The following is a 19,056-nucleotide window of genomic DNA, read 5'->3' as shown; positions in this document are numbered from 1 at the left end:
AATTGATGAAGGAGAGAAGCAGCATGCGCAAAACCAAGCCAAGGCTGTTTTCCATTCCTTCCGGAACACCCTTCCTGCCAGCCTTTGCCAAGGCCCTGCTTGACGGCAAACTGATCGAAGGTTTTCCCGGCAATCCCGCAGATCCGCTGGCGCTGGCCAGCGCCACGATTTACGTGCCGACGCGCCGTGCAGCCCGCGCTCTGCGATCCGTGATCGTCGAAATGAATCCGGCTAAGAGTGCTATTCTGCCCGCCATCAGACCGCTTGGCGATGTGGACGAGGACGCGGCGTTTTTCAATGCCGGGGCGGCAGGGGTGTTCGACCTCAATCCGCCGATTGCAAAGGCCGAGCGGCTTCTGCTGCTGGCGCGTCTGATCCGCCCATGGCGTGAATCTCTGCCCGCCCATGTGCGGGCGCTGTTCGGCGTTGATGACGTATCGGTTCCAGCCACGACCGCTGATGCCATCTGGCTGGCCCGCGATCTGGCCGGGCTGATGGATCAGGTGGAAACCGATGGCGCGCAATGGAGTGAACTGGCCAGCATCGCGCCGGATGACCTTGCCGACTGGTGGCGGGTGACGCTCGGTTTTCTCGATATCGTCACCAAGCTGTGGCCCGATATTCTGGCCGAGCGCAAGCTTTCCAACCCTGCGGCGCATCGTAACGACCTGATCTGGGGCGAGGTGGCGCGTCTGCGCGACAACCCGCCTCCGGGGCCGGTCATTGCGGCTGGTTCAACGGGGTCCATCCCTGCCACAGCGGAACTGATTTCCGTCATCGCGCACCTGCCGAACGGCGCAGTCGTGCTGCCGGGCCTTGATCGCGATCTGGACGATGATGCTTGGAAAATGCTGGGCGAGGCCGAGGACAATCCTTCGACCTTCGGGCATCCGCAATATGGCCTGCACAAGCTGCTGCGTGCCATCGGGACGCTTCGCGAAGATGTCGAGCACATCGAAGACATGTCGCGGCAGAAACGTGTTCTGGAACGTGTCGTGAGTGAAGCGCTGCGCCCGGCGGAAACGACCGATGCGTGGGGCGCGCTCAGCCAGCACCCGGATATGCAGCCGGATGTTCTGCTGGCTTCGGCGCAGAAAATCGATCTCATTGAGGCGGCAAACGAACGCGAGGAAGCTTTGTCGGTGGCGCTGGCGCTTCGCGACGCCATCCATGAAGAGGGCAAGATCGCGGCGCTGGTGACGGCGGACCGCAATCTGGCACGGCGCGTGGTTGGAGAACTGGCGCGTTTCGGCATCGATGCTGATGATTCCGGCGGGCGGCATTTGCGCGATGTCGAGACCTCGACGCTGCTGCGCCTGACGGTGGAAACGGTGTTCAATCCCGGTGATCCGGTGGCCTTGCTGGCGCTGGTGAAACATCCTTTGCTGCGGCTTGAAACGCCGCGCATCGACCGGCGTCTGGCTGGCGAAACGCTGGAACTGGTCGCCTTTCGCGGCGGCACGGGGCGCGCCTCCGTCATCGATCTGCCAGTTTTTTTCGACAGGCGACTGGAAGAAAGCGCCAACCAGTCCTGGCGTCCGGCATGGCATGACAGCGTGACACCGGAGATGATCGCCGCCGCGCGAGCGCTCTGCGAAAACCTGTCCCAGGCTGTTGCGCCGCTGGCGCCTTTCGTGACAACAGGACGGCGAACCAATATTGGCGAGATTGCACGAGCGACAGCGGAAGCCATTGAAAACATGGCGCGCGATGAAAACGGCAGCGTCGCTGCCTTCTACTCCGGTGAGCGTGGCGAGAAAATCGCCTCCTTCCTGCGCGGGCTGGTTTCGAGCGAATCGGAACTCGATTTCGAAGCCAGCGAATGGCCTGCAATTCTGGATGCATTGATGGCGGGTGAAACGGTCAAGCCGCATCCCGGCGGTCATCCGCGTGTCTTTGTCTGGGGTGCGCTTGAAGCGCGTCTGCAGACGGTCGATACGGTGGTGATCGGCGGTCTGAACGAGGGTAGCTGGCCCGCCAAGACACGTAACGATCCCTTCATGTCGCGCCCGATGAAGGCGATGATCGCGCTTGACCCGCCCGAGCGGCGCACCGGCCTTGCCGCGCATGATTTTCAAATGGCGCTGGGTATGGACCATGTGGTGCTGTCGCGCTCGCAGCGCTCCGACAATGCCCCGACAGTGGCGTCGCGCTGGTTGCAACGGCTCGAAACCGTGCTGGGTGCGGATGTGACCAAGGAAATGCGCCAGCGTGGCCAGCGTTTCCTGCACTGGTCGCGCGAGATTGACCGTGCGCCGGATGTGCCTTTCGTCAAAAGGCCTGAGCCTGCGCCGCCGGTCGCAGCGCGGCCCAAGCATTTCTCCGTCACGGAGGTGGAAACGCTGCGCCGCGATCCTTACGCGATCTTCGCCAGGCGTATTCTCAAGCTGCGCCCGCTGGAACCGCTGATCCGTGATCCGGCGGCAGCGGAACGCGGCACGCTGTTCCATGACATTCTTGGGCATTTCACGCAGGAAAATATCGACCCGATGGCGCCTGATGCCGCCGCGCGCCTGACGGAACTGGGACGCATCCTGTTTGCCGATATGGATTTGCCGACCGAGATCGAAGCCGTCTGGTGGCCGCGTTTTACAGCGCTGATTCCGGAGTTCCTCGAATGGGAGCGGGAGCGCGCCTATAATGTGCAGACGCGCTTTGCGGAAATCGCCTCGGACAAGCGCGAAATCGAAAGCCTCGGCATCACGCTTTCGGGCCGTGCCGACCGTATCGATCTGATGCGCGACGGGACGGCCGAAATCATTGATTACAAGACCGGCTCCACGCCGTCGCCGCGTCAGGCGCATGTGCTGTTGTCGCCGCAGCTGGCGCTGGAGGCTGCACTTCTGGTGCGCGGCGCGTTCCGCGAGGTTGGCTCCGTTCGGGCCTCCGATCTCACCTATGTGCGGCTGCGGGCCGGGGGCGAGGTGAAGCCCGAATCCATTCTCAAGATCAGCCGACCGCCATCGGAAAAGACGGCTCCCGCTCTGGGCGAGGAGGCTTGGCAGCGTCTTGCGCAGCTGCTGGCTGAATATCAGAAGCCGGATAAGGGTTATCTTTCGCGTGCGCTGCCGTTCCGCGAAACTGACCTGACGGGCGACTATGACCACCTTGCGCGTGTGCTGGAATGGTCCGCTGGCGGCGATGCCGGTGGGGAGGGCGGCGAATGAAGAAGAAGCTCTATATCCCGCCGGAAACCATCGATGCGCAGACACGGGCTGCCGATCCCGCCGCCTCGGTCTGGGTGTCGGCCAATGCCGGTTCCGGCAAGACGCATGTTCTGACAGAGCGCGTTATTCGCCTTTTGCTCGAAGGGACCGATCCGTCGAAAATCCTCTGCCTCACCTATACGAAGGCAGCGGCGGCGGTGATGCAGAACCGCGTCTTTGCGCGCCTGTCGGAATGGGCGGTGCTGCCGGATGGCGAACTGGCAGAGAAGCTGAAATCGCTGGAAGGCCGCAGGCCGGGCGCGCCTCGTCTCGCGGTGGCGCGGCGACTTTTCGCGCGTGCGCTGGAAACGCCGGGCGGGCTGAAAATCCAGACCATCCACGCGTTTTGCGAAGCCATCCTGCATCAGTTTCCGCTTGAGGCGAATATCGCCGGTCATTTCGAGATGATGGACGACCTGATGCAGGCCGCACTTGTGGGCGAAGCACGGCGTCAGCTGCTCGAAACGGCGCATGGCGGCGGCGATGCGAATATCGCAGCAGCCTTTGCCGATGTCTTGCAGGCATCGGGTGAAATGGGGCTGCAATCGCTGCTGGACGAGGCGGTGAACCGGCGTAACGGCTTGCAGCGCTATATCGCAGAATTGGGCGTTGCCGAAACCCGCGCCGAGACCCTGCATCGCGCCTTCGGTTTCGATCCGGATGAGCGTGAAAGCGATATTCTGGCGGAACTCTGGCCGGTTCCCGAATTTTCCGATGATGCGCTCGATCTCATTCTTTCGATCCAGAAGGGTGCGGCGCGCGCGCATGATTTTGCACTGCAACTGAAGCGCTACGACAAGGTGAGCACCAGTCGTGACCGCGAGGCGGTGCTGCGCGCCGCATTTCTGAAAAGCACGGGCGAGCCGAAATCCGGCGCCTATGTCGGTTCGGCTGCGGTGAAGAAACTTCTGCCGGAATTCGAGGAAGCCTTCGATGCCGCTGCTTCCCGTGTTGAAATGGGCCTCGACCGGCTGAAGGAATTGCGCCTCGTGCGGCTCAATCTGGCCGCGCTGACGCTGATCGATGATCTCCTGCAACGCTATCATGATCTCAAACGCAAGCGCGGTCTGCTCGATTTCGAAGATCTGATCACCCGCACCGTGGCGCTGCTGGCCCGCGACGGGGCAGGGCAGTGGGTGCAGTACAAGCTTGATCGCGGCATCGATCATATTCTGGTGGATGAAGCGCAGGACACCAGCCCCGACCAGTGGCAGGTCATCCGCATGTTGTCGGAGGAGTTCTTTTCCGGTCTCGGCCAGCGCAACCTGCAACGCACGCTGTTTGCGGTGGGTGACGAAAAACAGTCGATCTATTCGTTCCAGGGGGCCGTGCCGGAAGATTTTGCCGCGCAGGGCCGTTCGGTCAGTCTCCGCGCAGGCGATGCGGAACTGAAGTTCGAGCGCGTCAGTCTCAACTTTTCCTTCCGTTCCGCGCCCGATGTGCTTCAAGCCGTGGATGAAGTCTTTGCGCGTCCGGAAGCCCATCGCGGGCTTGCGGGCGCCACGGTTCACGATGCCATTCGCGCCGACGCGCCGGGCGAGGTGGAAATCTGGGACATGCTGACGCCGGAAGCGGTGGAAGAGCCCGATGACTGGCGCGTGCCGGTCGATCATCTAGCCGCACCCGCCGTGCGACTCGCCGAACAGATCGCCGCCACCATCCGCTATTGGCTGGACAGGGGCGAACCCATACCGGGCCAAAACCGCCGCATCGCGCCGCGGGACATCATGGTGCTGGTGCGCAAGCGCGACCAGTTCATGCCTGCCTTGTCGCGGGCGCTGAAGAATCTCGGCGTGCCGGTAGCCGGGGCGGATCGCCTGCGCCTCACCAGCCACATCGCCATTCAGGATCTGATGGCGCTCGGGCGTTTCGTCTTGCAACCCTCCGACGATCTTTCGCTGGCTTCACTTCTCAAAAGCCCGCTCTTCGGCTGGGATGATGACCGGCTGTTTGCGCTCGCGCATCCGCGCGGGTCGGGCTCGACCCTGTTCGAACATCTCTATCGTGTTTCGCGTGAGGATGAGGCGCTTGCCGCGATCCACAAGACCTTGAGCCGCTGGCGCGGCATGGCCGATACCATGCCGGTTTTCGAGTTCTATGCGCGTATTCTGAGTGCTGATGGCGCACGCCGAAAGCTGCTGGCGCGGCTTGGGCCGGAAGCGGGCGACATTATCGACGAGTTCCAGAACTATGCGCTCTCCGCCGAGCGGGCAGGGCTGCCCGGCTTGCAGGCTTTTCTGGAAACGCTGGATGCAGCTTCGCCGGAAATCAAGCGCGAGCTTGATCAGGGCCGCAACGAAGTGCGCCTCATGACTGTCCACGCAGCTAAGGGCCTTGAGGGCGCGGTGGTGTTTCTGGTCGATCCCGGCAGCGCTGTTTGGACCGGCAGCCGCGCGCCCAAGCTGATCCCCTATGATCTGGCGCATGACGGACCACCCGTGAAAGGTTATCTTTGGCAGCCGAACGGCAGCTGGCAGACCGGCTTTACTGCTTCGCGTATCGAAGAGCTGAAAGCCCGTGCCGAGGAAGAATATCGCCGCCTGCTTTACGTCGGCATGACGCGTGCCGAAGACCGCCTCATCATCTGTGGCTATCGCGGCACGCGCGAAAGCGGCGAGACATGGCACAGGCTGGCCGAAGATGCGTTGGCCGTCAAATCGGAGACCTTTGTACATCCCGTGCAGGGTGTCGCCGCCCGGCGTTACCGCAATACGCCGCGCGGATTGACGGAGATTGTCGAGCCGGATCAGGCGGAGGCTATGCCTTTGCCTGATCTGCCGCCGGAATATCTGCTCCCGGTCAAGCCGGAAGCAGGGCTTCCCCGCCCGCTGGCGCCATCGGGCGCATCCGCGCTGATTGAGGCGGATGAAGAGCCGCCGCTGGATGCAAGCTCGCCTGTGCTCGGGGATATCGTCAGCGACGGCATGCCCGGCTTTGCCCTGCGGCGCGGCACGGCGATCCACATGCTATTGCAATATCTGCCGGAAGTTCCGGAGGGAGAGCGGGAAAGGCTGGCGGAAGATTATCTCGCCCGGATCGCAGGCGACTGGCCGGAGGCCGAGCGCCACAATGCCGCTCTAAGCGTGAAGGCCATTCTGGGGGATCAGCGATTTGCGCCGGTTTTCGCTTCTGGTTCGCGTGGCGAAGTCGCAATCATGGGCACGATCAATCTTGGCGGGCGCGATCATGCTGTGTCTGGTCAGGTTGACCGCATCAGCGTTGACGAGACCCGCGTGCTCGTTGTCGACTACAAGACCAACCGACCGCCGCCAAAGACTGTCGAGGCGGTGCCCTTCGCCTATCGGGCGCAGCTCGCCCTTTATAAGGCGCTGCTGGAACCGCTCTATCCGGGGCGGGTTGTGGAAACAGGATTGCTCTTTACCGAAGGGCCATTTCTGTTGCCGCTGTCCGATGCTGTGCTTGATGAAGCCATGCAGGCGCTGAAAGACTCTCAAGGAAAGGTGAGTAACTAGAACTTGACGGATGGCAGCGGACACGCCACATGATATAGCGAAGAAAGAGCGGATTGCGTGTGAGTCTGTGAAGATGTCTGCCGTTCTTAACCATATAGAGGATAGCCCTATGGCAACCGTTAAGGTCGATAACAGCAATTTTCAGTCGGACGTTCTTCAGTCGAACGAGCCGGTCGTGGTGGATTTCTGGGCGGAATGGTGCGGTCCATGCAAGATGATCGCGCCGGCGCTTGACGAGATCGCCGCCGAAATGGCCGGTCAGGTCAAGATCGCCAAGGTTAACATCGACGAGAATCCGGAACTCGCAGCCCAGTTCGGCGTGCGTTCGATCCCGACGCTCCTGATGTTCAAAGATGGTGAACTTGCCGCCAATATGGTTGGCGCTGCTCCCAAGAGCCGCCTTGCCGACTGGATCAAGGCTTCTGCTGCTTAAGTATAATTCATCGAGTGTAATAAAAAACCCGGCTCAAGGCCGGGTTTTTCTTTGTTCGAAGAGAACTCTGGAGCTTACTTCGACTTGTGCTGGGTGTCGGTGTGGTCTTTATCGCTCAACCGGCATTCTTCATGCGTACCCGGAAGATAATATTTCCCGTCGTCAGCTTTGGTGCCGGTTGGGCAAACGGGCATTGCGGCCTTAGTTTTTGGTGCCTTGGTGTCAGTTTCTTTCGCAACTCCGGCAGCAAAAGACGGAGCAGTCGAAAGTCCAGCAAAAAGAATTGTAGAAACAATAAGAGCATTACGCATTTATATATCCATTCTTAAAATTACAACAATTTATTCTTGGGTATAAATAAAGGCGAAATAATGACTAATAAAGTAAATCATAATAATATAATTTTATTAGGATGGTGGCGTGTTGTTCTCTTCCAATACTTCGCCCGCAAGATAGAGCGAGCCGCCTATCAGGATGCGCGGCGGAATTTCATCGGCAGGCCAGGTATCGTGCAGGAGCTTCAGCGCATTGGCGACCGAGTGGACCGGTTCGGCTGACAGACCAGCCTTCTGGGCCGATACAGCCAGCGCATCGTTTGGTATGCCCGCATCGCTGGATGGGATCGGCACGGTGAAGACATGGCGCGCCATGCCCGCAAAAGCCTCAAAATAGCCGACAGGGTCCTTGGTGTTGATCATGCCGGTGATCAGGAACAGCGGACGCGCGTTGCGTTCTTCGAGATCGCCGAAAGCTTCTGCGATCACTGCGCCTGCACCCGGATTGTGCCCACCATCGAGCCAGATTTCCGACGTTGGGGGCGCGAGATCGACAAGCGCTCCATGCGTCAGGCGCTGCATGCGCGCGGGCCAGTCCACGACCATCAGCGCTTTTTCGACGGCCTTGTCGGGAATGTTAAAGCCCGCAAGCTGTACTGTTTCGATCGCAGCGGCGGCATTGGCAATCTGGTGACGGCCAGGAAGGCGCGGCAGCGGCAGATCGATCAGCCCATCCTCGTTCTGGAAGATCATGCGACCATGTTCTTCAAAGGCGAGGAAATCCTGTCCGTAGACTGATACGGGGCAGCCGAGCCGGTCCGCCGTGGAAACAAGCACTTCACGCGCCGCGTCGAAAGGCTGGAAGCCGACGACGACCGGGCAATCCTTCTTGATGATCCCGGCCTTTTCGGCAGCAATCAGCTCCACGCGGTCGCCAAGAAATGCCTGATGGTCAATGGAGACCGGCATGATCAGCGATACGGCAGGTTCGGGAATCACGTTGGTTGCATCGAAGCGACCGCCCAGCCCGACTTCCATGATGACGACATCGGCTGGATGTTCGGCGAATAGCACGAAGGCCACGGCGGTGAGAATTTCGAAGACGGTGATGTGCTGGCCGCCATTGGCAGCTGCAACGCGTTCGATGGCATCGGCCAGAACATCGTCTTCGACCAGCTTGCCGCCGCCGGGCGCTGCCAGACGATAACGCTCGTGCCAGTTGACCAGATGCGGCGAGGTGTGGACGTGAACGTCGAAACCGCCAGCTTCCAGAATGGCGCGGCAGAAGGCGGTCGCCGATCCCTTGCCATTGGTTCCGGCAATATGGATCACCGGCGGCAGTTTGAGATGCGGATTGCCGAGCTTCTCCAAGAGACCGCGAATGCGGTCCAGGGAGAGGTCAAATCCTTTCGGATGCAGTTGCATCAGCCGCTCGATAGCGGCAGCCGCCTTGCCTGCCACGATCTGGCTGCCCATATCAGGCCGCCTTGCTGTCGGCGTCTGATTTTGGCGCTGCAGGACTGTCGGTGTTGGCTGGCTGCTTGGTCATGATCTTCAGGAGACGCGCAATCGTTTCCTTGAGCTCGGTGCGGGGAACAACCATGTCCACCATGCCGTGCTCCATCAGATATTCCGCGCTCTGGAAACCTTCCGGCAGCTTTTCGCGGATGGTCTGTTCGATCACGCGCGGACCGGCAAAGCCGATCAGTGCCCCCGGCTCGGCAATATGAATGTCGCCCAGCATGGCGTAGGATGCCGTCACGCCGCCCGTGGTCGGGTTGGTCAGCACGACGATATAAGGCAAGCCTGCTTCCTTCAGCATTTCCACGGCAACGGTGGTGCGCGGAAGCTGCATCAGCGAGAGAATGCCTTCCTGCATACGCGCGCCGCCCGATGCTGCGAACAGAACCAGCGGACGCTTCAGCTCGATGGCCTTTTCGAAGCCCTGAATGATCGCTTCGCCAGCGCCCATGCCGAGCGAGCCGCCCATGAAGCCGAAATCCTGCACGGTGGCGACAATCGGCAGACCTTCGATGGTGCCGAGGCCGTTGACGATAGCGTCGTCCATGCCGGTGCGGGTGCGGTAATCCTTCAGTCGGTCGATATATTTCTTCTCGTCGCGGAATTTCAGCGGATCGACCGGAACCTTCGGCGCGTCGAGCGTGGTATATTCGCCATTGTCGAAAAAGAAGCGCAGGCGGTCCTTCGCCTTGATGCGCATGTGATGGCCCGAAGACGGGATCACGAACTGGTTGCTCTCCAGATCCTTGTGGAACACCATCTCGCCGGTCGACGGATCCTTGATCCAGAGGTTTTCCGGCATTTCGCGACGGCCAAGCATCGAATTGATCTTCGGACGAACGTAGTTGGTGATCCAGTTCATGACGTTTGGTTCCGTTTCTTGTTCTTCGAAGGTTAAAGCGTGTCGCATTTATCCTATGCAGGGAACACGCTTTAACTGAATGTTTTTACGCAGTCTTTATCCCAAAACCGGTTCCCACTTTTGGGAGACATGCTTTTGCATTTCCGACAGAAAGTGCGGGCGTCTTTGCGCCCGCTTTTGCGGAAAAGCAACTCTACCCGCTTAAATGGACGATTTATTGGGCGGCTTCAAGGCGTGTCGTGCGAACGCTTTGCGCCAGTGCACCGACAAGTTTGCTCACAGCGGCCACAGGATCGCCCTTGAGCGCGCCTTCCGGCGTCAGTTCACCGGCCACCGCATTGACGATTGCCGTGCCGACGACGACGCCATCCGCATGGGCGGCAATGGCGGCAGCCTGTTCCGGCGTCTTGACGCCGAAGCCGACGCAGATCGGCAGATCGGTGCTCTTCTTGATGTGACGCACCGCATCGCCGACGCGCGCCGTATCGGCGATGGCCGAGCCGGTGATACCGTTCATCGACACATAATAGACAAAGCCCGACGAATTATGCAGGACCTTCGGCAAGCGCTTGTCGTCGGTGGTCGGCGTGGTCAGGCGAATGAAGTTGATACCCGCCTTCATGGCCGGGACGCAAAGTTCCGCATCCATTTCCGATGGCAGATCGACAATGATCAGCCCGTCGACGCCGGAAGCCTTGGCGTCGGTGAGAAAGCGCTCGACGCCGTAGATATAGATCGGATTGTAATAGCCCATCAGCACGATCGGGGTCGTGTCGTCTTCCTTGCGGAATTCGGCGGCCATGTAGAGCGTCTTGGCCAGCGACTGCCCCGCTTTCAGGGCGCGCAGACCGGCAGCTTCAATCGCCGGGCCGTCCGCCATCGGATCGGAGAAAGCCATACCCAGCTCGATCACATCGGCGCCGGCCTTCGGCAGCGCCTTCATGACCTTGAGCGAGGTTTCGAGATCGGGATCGCCGCCCATGAAATAGGTGACCAGCGCCGGACGGCCCTCGGTCTTCAATGCGGCGAATTTGGTGTCGATGCGAGTGGTCATACCGTGCCCCGTGGCAAAGTGCGCGCAAGATAATCGGCGATGGGTTTGCCGGACATGGCCGTCTCCATCCAGGCGCGCCGTTCAAAGTCAATAATTCCGAGTTCCCAGACGCAGGCCATCAGCAAGTTCTGTGCGGGCATGAATTCGATCTCGTCGCCGAGTTCGGACTGCCACAGCATTTCCGTTGCGATGCCGCCTTCCAGCCACCAGTGGAGCAGAAGCCACAGGCTTTCCTCACCCTGATGGAGAATGGCGAAACCGGCGTCCTGATGCGGCAGGGCTTCAAGCCTTGCCGCAGCATGTGCGATCTGCCTGCGGGCGATGCCCACCGCAGCTTCCGCAAGCGGATTGGAAGGGTCCGCTTCGATGATGTTGAGCTTGATCGTCGCCGGGCCGCATTCCGTCAGGCCGTCGAACCATGCGGCGCGCGGTCTGTAGGTGGAAGCGTCAGTGGCGTCCTTGCCCATTCTGCCCTCAGATATCCATGCCGAGCAGCTTGCCGACCGTGTGGACGTCCTTGTCGCCGCGGCCAGACAGGTTGACGATCATGATCTGGTCCTTGCCCATGGTTGGCGCCATCTTGACGGCCTGCGCAATGGCATGGGCGGATTCGAGCGCCGGAATGATGCCTTCGACGCGGGTTGCAAGCTGGAAGGCATCCAGTGCTTCCGTGTCGAGGATCGGCACGTAATCGACGCGACCCGAATCCTTCAGCCAGGAATGCTCCGGGCCAACACCCGGATAGTCGAGACCGGCGGAAACCGAATGACCTTCGAGGATCTGGCCGTCTTCGTTCTGGAGCAGATAGGTGCGGTTGCCGTGCAGAACGCCGGGACGACCCGCGCTCATCGATGCGCAATGCTCGTCACCGTCCAGACCGTGACCGCCTGCCTCGACGCCGACGATCTTGACCGATGCGTCATCGAGGAAAGGATGGAACAGGCCGATGGCATTGGAACCGCCGCCGACAGCCGCGATGATGACATCCGGCAGACGGCCCTCCTGTTCAAGAATCTGCTGGCGGGCTTCCGTGCCGATGACCGACTGGAAGTCGCGGACCAGTTCCGGATAAGGATGCGGACCGGCAGCCGTGCCGATCAGGTAATAGGTGTCTTCAACATTGGTGACCCAGTCGCGAAGCGCTTCGTTCATCGCGTCCTTGAGCGTGCCGTTGCCAGCCGTAACGGGCTTTACTTCGGCACCCAGCAGCTTCATGCGGAACACATTCGGCTTCTGACGCTCGACATCGGTTGCGCCCATATAGACGACGCAAGGCAGGCCGAAACGTGCAGCGACAGTGGCCGACGCAACGCCATGCTGGCCAGCGCCGGTCTCGGCGATGATGCGCGTCTTGCCCATGCGCTTGGCCAGCAAAATCTGGCCGAGGCAGTTGTTGATCTTATGGCTGCCGGTGTGGTTCAGGTCTTCGCGCTTGAAGTAGATCTTTGCGCCGCCCAAATGTTTTGTCAGGCCTTCTGCGAAATAAAGCTTCGACGGGCGACCGGCATAATAGGTCGAAAGGGCGGAAAGCTCGGCCTTGAATTCAGGATCGTTCTTGGCCGTTTCATAGGCTTCCTGCAATTCGAGGATCAGCGGCATCAGCGTCTCAGCGACAAAACGTCCGCCGAAAATACCGAACATGCCCTCTTCATCCGGGCCTGTCTTGTAAGAATTGGGTTCAACCGGCTTGTTCAACGCTTCAGCTCCGTCATGTTCAGGCGCGTTTTGCGGACGGTGATACATCCGCATCGGCGACAGCCTGGAAAAAATCTTCAATGAGACGCACGTCCTTTTCGCCCGGTGCGCGCTCGACGCCAGACGATATGTCGATGCCCGGCGCGTGCGTCTCGTGCAGCGCCTCGGCAATGTTGCCAGCGTTCAATCCACCGGAAAGCATGTAATCGACATCCGCGTCAAGCGCATCGAGCAGGCCCCAGTCGAAGGAGACCCCGTTGCCGCCCGGCAATTCCGATCCCTTCGGCGGCTTGGCGTCGAACAGGAAGCGGTCGGCAATGCCCTTATAGGGCGCGATTGCGGCCAGATCCTCGGCGCTGCGGATCGCAAAGGCCTTCATGACCGGCAGGCCGTAACGCTCTTTCACAAAGCGCACGCGCTCCGGCGTTTCATGGCCGTGCAGTTGCAGAATATCCGGCTTCACGGCGCTGACGATTTCATCCAGCGTCGCATCGTCGGCATCGACCGTGACGGCGACAGCTTGGGCGCGGCCAAGCGCGGCAGGGCGCAGCGCGGCTGCGGCATCGGGCGTGATATTGCGCGGGCTCTTTGGAAAAAAGATAAAGCCGATATGCGTCGCACCGCCGTTGAGAGCGGCAGCGACTGTGTCAGGCGTTTTCAGCCCGCATATCTTGATATCCAAAGCCATGGTTTCCCGTCGCATAAAACGAGGCGCTTCTCAAGCCGTTCGCAGCTAATCTCTGACTGTGTGTCCGTCAAAACCGCGTGCGATCAGGAAATCATACGCTTCCATGACCTCCATGGGAACCGCCTGCGCAATCTGGTAGCCTTTGGCGGGATAGTCGAGAATGCGCTCCAGATCGCCGGTCATCTCATTGATGAGCATCTCCAGCGGATAGGATGGCGTCGGCTGTTCCTCGAAGGAAAGGAGCGGCGCCGTCACGCTTGCCTTTGCTTCCGGCCATTGCCGGGCGACGGTGGCGTGCACGCGGCGCTGGGTCTGCGGCTTGGTGACGAAAATCGGGCTGATCACGCCCGGCAGCATTTTTTCGAGCGAGAAACGGATGTTTTCACCAATATTGGTGGCGTTTGGCTCGATGATGATTGCCTCTTCCGGCACACCGCGACGGATTGCCACTTCGGCAAAGGCTTCCGCTTCGCTGGCGGGATAGAGATTTTCGGTCCAGTGCCCGCTTTTGCCGGTGAAGATTACCAGCGGCGCCATGCCTTCGAGATAGAGATCGGCGGCGCGTTCCGCGACCCGCAAATCATAGCTGCCAAGGCCGATGATGACATCGGATGCCGGAGTGGGATCATAAATGCAGTGGTAATCCCACAGCACCTTGGCGGCGGTCAGTGTCGATGGGTTCATGTAAAGTCTATAGCCTGTAATGCGCTGCCATTTCGCTTCAGCCACGCCTTGCAGCGTTCCGTATCGGGACAAAGCTCCTGACAGAGTTTCCAGAATTGCGGCCCATGATTCATCTCGATCAGATGCGCGACTTCATGCGCGACGAGATAGTTGATGACGGCCGGGGGCGCCATGCCGATCCGCCATGAAAAGGAAAGAACGCCATCCGAGGTGCAGGAGCCCCAGCGGCTCTTGGTATCCTTGAAGCGGACGGCCTTGGCCTTGCGCCCGACAGTTGCCGTATGGCGCGCGACGAGCGTTTCGATATCCCGCTTCACCTGACCTTTAAGATAGTCGGCCAGACGGCGCGGCAGATGCGCGGGGTCGCCATGCACCAGCAGCACATTGCCCTCAAGCAGGTCGACTGTGCCGCGTCCGGGCTGATGCATGATGAGGTGTGGCACGCCGCGGATCGGAATTTTCACGCCGGGACGCACAGCGGGCTGATCCGGCAATTTGGTGATGCGGCTTTCGATCCAGCCCTGATGGCGCTTGAGAAAGCTCTGCACCTCGCGCTCGGGCAATCCCGGCGGGACCGTGATGCGCAGTCCTTTGCCGCCCGCCTCAATGCGCAGCGTCAGTCGCTTGGCGCGCGGGTTTTCGAAGACACGCAATGACAGCTCGCGACCCGCCACCGCATGGACGCGTTCGCTCCGGACAGTCGCCGTATTGGCAGATGCCCGGTTGCCGCTGATTTGCCGAAGAAAGGATAAGCCCATCGCTTAAGAATAAGCGATTCGTGTGAAAAGCCAGACAAAAAAGCCTTTTTAAGCAAAACGGCGCGGTTTTACCGCGCCGTTTCAAGAGATTTCAGGGTGTTATACCCTATCAAAGATCGGTGATGTCGTTCTTGCCACCCTTGGCTGGCGTCTTCTTGGCGGCAGCGCGACGCTCAGCCATGAAGCGGTCGAACTCTTCCTTGTCGCGTGCGCGGCGAAGCTCAGCGGCATAGGATTCGAATTCGGCGCGGGCTTCGTCAAGCTTGCGGCGCTCTTCGGCAAGGCGGTCCAGTTCTTCACGACGCCAATCGTCGAAGGCTGCATTGCCGGTTGCGCCGCCAAAGTTGAAGCTCTCGCTCTTGCGGCAGTTGCGGAAAGAACCGAACATGGAATCGGTCTTCTCGTTGACGCCGCGCTTGAACCCTTCGAGGCGGTCGCCCCAAAGAATATAGGCGAGCATGGCAAGGCCAAGCGGCCAGAAGAGAAAGAAGCCGAGCACCATCAGCGCAATCGTGGCTGGCGTCCATGCCGGTCGTATCAATGCGGAATTGGTCATGGTCTGCTCCATAATATCAGGCCTGCCAGGTCCACATCATGCGGACATTTCGTGTTTGGCGGCTTGATTTCGAATTGGTGAGGGGATTGCGGCATTTCAAGAATGTCGCAATCCGATTCCAGCCCGATTCAGGGGGAGACAGAGCTAACCAATGTGATTATCTCGAAATTTTTTTGCGAAAATGTTCGAGAAAAGTAACGGCAAGCCCGGCAATCAGGGCCCAGAAGGCCGAGCCCACCCCGAAAAACGCCATGCCGGAGGCGGTGACAGCGAAGGTGATCGTCGCGGCAAGGCGCTCCGGTTCATCCTTCAGGGCAAGCGCCATGGCGTTGATAAACGGGCCGGTCAGGGCGAGACCGGCCACCAGCGCGATCAGCGTTGTCGGCAGGACGGCGAAGATCGCAACCAGCGATGCGCCGAACAAAGCGAACACCACATAGATTGCCGCATAGACCGGGCCGGTCAGCCAGCGCTTGGTGGGATCGGGATGGGCGTCCGGGTTGGTGCAGAGCGCTGCCGAAATTGCCGCCAGATTGGTGGTGGATGCGCCAAACGGTGCCGACAGGATGGAGAACAGACCCGTCACGCGCAGGCAGGCGCTGGTCGGCGGCTCATAGCCCGATGCGCGCAGCACCGCGAAGCCGGGCAGGTTCTGCGACGCCATGGTCACGAGATAGAGCGGCAGTGCGAGGCCGATCATCGCGCCCAAGTGAAATTCGGGCCAGACGAGGGTGAGCGTCGAGATTTCGGGCGCGGGCAAGGTGGGTGAACGGCCCGAGACGAGCGCGAAGATCATGCCGACCACCAGAACCGCGATGACCGCCAGCGATGGGTTGAAGAGGCGGATCAGGAAGAACAGCGCCACCAACGGCAATACGAAAACCGGATCGAAGGGAACGGTCTTGGCGGCGGCGATGACGAAGCTGAGCAGCACGCCTGCAAGCATGCCCGAGGCGACGGAGGCCGGTATGCGGGAGACCAGCACCGAAAGCTGGCGGATCAGCCCGGTGGCAATCAGCGCCAGCGCCGTCACGATGAAGGCACCGACCGCTTCGGCCATGGTGAAACCGGCGCTCGCGCCGATCAGCGCCAGTCCGGGTGTCGACCATGCCGCGATGATGGGCATCCGATAGCGCGTGCTGAGCCAGGCGGAAGAGGCAGCAATCGAAAGGCAGATGGCGGTGACCCAGCTCGCCGTTTGGGCCTGGGTTGCACCTAGAACCTGTGCAGCGGCGATGATCAGCGCCAGCGTGCCGCCGAAGCCGACAATGGCAGCAACCGCCGATGACGCGATGACCGAAAAGCGCATGATGATGCCCCGTTATGCTGTTGCCCGTTAGTGTGTTTCGGCTACGCGTTCTGCCAGACCGGAGACCGTGCGAATGAGAAGATCGAGATCCTGCGGCCGCGACAGCCGGTGGTCACCGTCACGCACAAGCGTCAGCGTCACATCGTCAACCGGCAGATGCTCCACAAGCGTCAGCGCATGTTTATAGGGCACGTCCGGGTCCTGCATGCCTTGCAGAATATGGACGGGGCAACCGGTTTCGATGATCCCCTTGAGCACGAGGTTCTCGCGGCCGTCTTCAATCAATGCGCGCGTATAGACGTAAGGATTGGGCGAATAATCGGACGGTTCTTCAAAATAGCCTTTTTCCTGCAAGTCGCGCTTCTGCGCGTCGGAAAGGCTCGGCTCGACAAGTGCCGCCGTGAAATCGGGAGCAGGGGCGATCAGCACGATACCGGCAGGCGACTTGCCTTCCTTCTTCAGCTCCTGCGCCATGCGCAGCGCAATCCAGCCGCCCATGGATGAGCCGACAAGAATCTGCGGACCCTTGGCATAATGACGATAGACGGCGAGGCTTTCGTTGAGCCAGCGCGAAATCGTGCCCTCGTTGAAGTCGCCGCCGGATTCGCCGTGGCCGGAATAATCGAGCCGCAGCGCGCTGTGGCCGGTCTTTTCGGCCCATTGGTCGAGCACGACGGCCTTGGTGCCCAGCATATCGGAGCGGTAACCACCCAACCAGACGACGCCGGGCTGATTTTTACCCTCTCTGTGGCGCACGGCAATCTTCGCGCCGTCCACGTCAAGAAATTCCGGCAGCAATTCCTGCTCCACGTCTGGCCCCGCATTGCTCATGTGAGTCTCCTAATAATTGGGATGTCTTTTGCCATGTCTCGTCTGGCGAGGAAACCCGCGCGATTGCCCCAACCGTTTGGCACGTCTTGAAATCGCACGAAATGTGACCGATATGTCGCTTTTCGCCCCCGATTTAGCTCTTTATCACGTGGGGGTGATTTTTCCTGTCAAAGATGCTATTGACTTCGCCGCTTGCTTGACGACATTTCCGCGTTCAACTGCGGTGTGATCGGGGATATGTCGTGTAAGCGACAAAAGTTCTTGCCGTATGAACGTCAACAATCAGGAGATAACGACCATTCGCCGACCGTTCAGAGCGACGCCGGTCCAGAAAGACGGACCGCGCTCCAACCGTGATATCCGGGTTCCCCGGGTCCAGCTTATCGATGCCGAAGGCCAGAACCACGGTGATGTTTCCATTCAGGAAGCCATCGCCATGGCTGAGGAAGCGGGCCTCGATCTCGTTGAGATCGTGCCGAACGCAGAGCCTCCGGTTTGCAAGATCGTAGACCTTGGTAAGCTGAAGTATCAGAACCAGAAAAAGGCCGCCGAGGCACGCAAGAAGCAGAAAACGGTTGAAATCAAGGAAATCAAGATGCGACCGAACATCGACACCCATGATTATGAGGTGAAGATGAAGGCTGCTGTGCGTTTCTTTGAGGAAGGCGACAAGGTCAAGGTTACCTTGCGTTTCCGCGGCCGTGAAATGGCGCACCAGGAGCTGGGTATGAAGCTTCTGCAGCGTGTGAAGGAAGACACCGTCGAAATCGCGAAGGTCGAGTCCGAGCCGAAGCTCGAAGGCCGTCAGATGATGATGGTGCTCGCACCGCGCTGATTTTTTCGATATAGTCTGTGAAAAGCCGCCTTCGGGCGGTTTTTCTTTACAAATAGCCAACCGAGCCGCAATGAACATGGCAATCGTGGAACGATCATGAAGACAATAGGTGAATTGGGGAAGTATCAGCAGCGGCGTCGTCTGGCGATTGGCGTTGTAATTGTGCTTCTGGTGATCGCGCTGCTTTTCGTCCGCTCGGCCTGGGTAGGGCGGGTGCATGAATATATCGAGTCCATCGGCCTCAGTTTCATCGTGGCGGCGATTCTCGGGCGCATGTGGTGCACGCTTTATATCGGCGGGCGCAAGAGCGCTGAAATTGTGCGTAGCGGCCCCTATTCGGTCTCGCGTAACCCGCTTTATGTGTTCAGCACCATCGGTGCGATGGGCATCGGCGCGCAGACGGGCAGCATCATCGTGACTGTCGGCTTCGGCGTGCTTTGCTATATCGCCTTTTCCATCGTCATCCGCACGGAAGAAAAATTTCTGGAACAGAATTTCGGCGAGCCTTACCGCGCTTATTGCCGAGAGGTTCCCCGCTTCTTTCCGAAGTTTTCGATCTATAATGACGATGCGACGGTGACGGTGAAGCCGGACCGGCTCTATCGCACTTTCATAGACGGACTGGTATTCTTCGTGGCCTATCCGTTCTTCGAATTTATCGAGTACCTGCAGGACATTCATGTCTTGTCGGTTTTGCTGCGGCTTTATTGATCGATTTCGATGGATTCAGCCATTGCGTTTTATGGGCTTTGAGCCTATAAGGCCGCGTTCGAACCGCCCGGCAGGGCATGCCGTGGCGGTTTCGTATGCTTTTCAGGCTCGGTCTGCCTGAAAGTAAAAACACGGTTCCTGTGTGACCAGACACGAGCGCCTTTA

18 protein-coding genes are annotated in these 19,056 nt (G+C 59.8%); 5 read left to right on the top strand and 13 right to left on the bottom strand.

The window, feature by feature from the left end:
- The first annotated feature begins 23 nt into the window (after window positions 1-23).
- The 3 genes from addB (at window position 24) to trxA (ending at window position 7,112) form a co-directional block, all read left to right on the top strand.
- Window positions 24-3,167, top strand: a complete 3,144-nt coding sequence (gene addB, locus JAU75_RS07530; RefSeq protein ID WP_199055886.1) for a double-strand break repair protein AddB — start codon at window positions 24-26, stop codon at window positions 3,165-3,167.
- Window positions 3,164-6,679, top strand: coding sequence for a double-strand break repair helicase AddA (gene addA / locus JAU75_RS07525; RefSeq protein ID WP_199055885.1), 3,516 nt, complete (start codon window positions 3,164-3,166; stop codon window positions 6,677-6,679). The genes addB and addA overlap by 4 nt, the downstream gene beginning before the upstream one ends.
- Before the next feature lie 109 nt (window positions 6,680-6,788).
- Window positions 6,789-7,112, top strand: coding sequence for a thioredoxin (gene trxA, locus JAU75_RS07520; RefSeq protein ID WP_078337659.1), 324 nt, complete (start codon window positions 6,789-6,791; stop codon window positions 7,110-7,112).
- Window positions 7,113-7,186: 74 nt separating this feature from the next.
- On the opposite strand, the gene JAU75_RS07515 is transcribed toward trxA, so the two are convergent.
- The 13 genes from JAU75_RS07515 to JAU75_RS24225 all read right to left on the bottom strand — a co-directional run bounded on the left by JAU75_RS07515 (window position 7,187) and on the right by JAU75_RS24225 (window position 17,751).
- Window positions 7,187-7,423, bottom strand: coding sequence for a hypothetical protein (locus tag JAU75_RS07515; RefSeq protein WP_199055884.1), 237 nt, complete (start codon window positions 7,421-7,423; stop codon window positions 7,187-7,189).
- A 96-nt stretch (window positions 7,424-7,519) separates the two neighbouring features.
- A complete protein-coding gene (locus JAU75_RS07510) occupies window positions 7,520-8,812 on the bottom strand; it encodes a folylpolyglutamate synthase/dihydrofolate synthase family protein (RefSeq protein ID WP_199056031.1) in 1,293 nt (430 codons plus the stop codon).
- 52 nt (window positions 8,813-8,864) lie between these two features.
- A complete protein-coding gene (accD, locus tag JAU75_RS07505; RefSeq protein ID WP_199055883.1) occupies window positions 8,865-9,770 on the bottom strand; it encodes an acetyl-CoA carboxylase, carboxyltransferase subunit beta in 906 nt (301 codons plus the stop codon).
- 214 nt (window positions 9,771-9,984) lie between these two features.
- A complete protein-coding gene (gene trpA, locus JAU75_RS07500; RefSeq protein ID WP_199055882.1) occupies window positions 9,985-10,824 on the bottom strand; it encodes a tryptophan synthase subunit alpha in 840 nt (279 codons plus the stop codon).
- Window positions 10,821-11,291 carry a hypothetical protein gene (locus JAU75_RS07495; RefSeq protein ID WP_199055881.1) on the bottom strand — a complete coding sequence of 157 codons (471 nt, stop codon included), beginning with the start codon at window positions 11,289-11,291 and terminating at the stop codon, window positions 10,821-10,823. Before JAU75_RS07495 ends, trpA begins: the two co-directional genes overlap by 4 nt.
- A 7-nt stretch (window positions 11,292-11,298) precedes the next feature.
- On the bottom strand, window positions 11,299-12,519 hold the full coding sequence (gene trpB, locus JAU75_RS07490; RefSeq protein ID WP_113533760.1) for a tryptophan synthase subunit beta: 1,221 nt from the start codon (window positions 12,517-12,519) through the stop codon (window positions 11,299-11,301).
- Window positions 12,520-12,538: 19 nt separating this feature from the next.
- Entirely contained in the window at window positions 12,539-13,207 is a 669-nt protein-coding gene (locus JAU75_RS07485; RefSeq protein ID WP_199055880.1) for a phosphoribosylanthranilate isomerase, read from the bottom strand.
- A 45-nt stretch (window positions 13,208-13,252) separates the two neighbouring features.
- A complete protein-coding gene (locus JAU75_RS07480; protein WP_199056030.1) occupies window positions 13,253-13,891 on the bottom strand; it encodes a YdcF family protein in 639 nt (212 codons plus the stop codon).
- On the bottom strand, window positions 13,888-14,649 hold the full coding sequence (locus tag JAU75_RS07475) for a M48 family metallopeptidase (RefSeq protein ID WP_199055879.1): 762 nt from the start codon (window positions 14,647-14,649) through the stop codon (window positions 13,888-13,890). Before JAU75_RS07475 ends, JAU75_RS07480 begins: the two co-directional genes overlap by 4 nt.
- 109 nt (window positions 14,650-14,758) lie before the next feature.
- On the bottom strand, window positions 14,759-15,205 hold the full coding sequence (locus JAU75_RS07470) for a DUF2852 domain-containing protein (protein ID WP_199055878.1): 447 nt from the start codon (window positions 15,203-15,205) through the stop codon (window positions 14,759-14,761).
- Between the two features lie 157 nt (window positions 15,206-15,362).
- Complete coding sequence (locus tag JAU75_RS07465) at window positions 15,363-16,514, bottom strand: benzoate/H(+) symporter BenE family transporter (protein WP_199055877.1); 1,152 nt, start codon at window positions 16,512-16,514, stop codon at window positions 15,363-15,365.
- Between the two features lie 27 nt (window positions 16,515-16,541).
- Entirely contained in the window at window positions 16,542-17,345 is an 804-nt protein-coding gene (locus JAU75_RS07460; protein WP_199055876.1) for an alpha/beta fold hydrolase, read from the bottom strand.
- A 214-nt stretch (window positions 17,346-17,559) separates the two neighbouring features.
- A complete protein-coding gene (locus JAU75_RS24225; protein WP_371836128.1) occupies window positions 17,560-17,751 on the bottom strand; it encodes a hypothetical protein in 192 nt (63 codons plus the stop codon).
- Here JAU75_RS24225 and infC point away from each other — a divergent pair.
- Complete coding sequence (gene infC, locus JAU75_RS07455) at window positions 17,704-18,180, top strand: translation initiation factor IF-3 (protein WP_319080801.1); 477 nt, start codon at window positions 17,704-17,706, stop codon at window positions 18,178-18,180. The genes JAU75_RS24225 and infC overlap by 48 nt on opposite strands.
- A gap of 96 nt (window positions 18,181-18,276) precedes the next feature.
- Window positions 18,277-18,891 carry an isoprenylcysteine carboxylmethyltransferase family protein gene (locus JAU75_RS07450; protein WP_199055875.1) on the top strand — a complete coding sequence of 205 codons (615 nt, stop codon included), beginning with the start codon at window positions 18,277-18,279 and terminating at the stop codon, window positions 18,889-18,891.
- Window positions 18,892-19,056: the final 165 nt, after the last annotated feature.

The sequence above is a fragment of the Ochrobactrum sp. Q0168 genome, from assembly GCF_016427605.1.
Lineage (GTDB): Bacteria > Pseudomonadota > Alphaproteobacteria > Rhizobiales > Rhizobiaceae > Brucella.
This window is presented reverse-complemented; position numbering and strand designations above follow the sequence as displayed.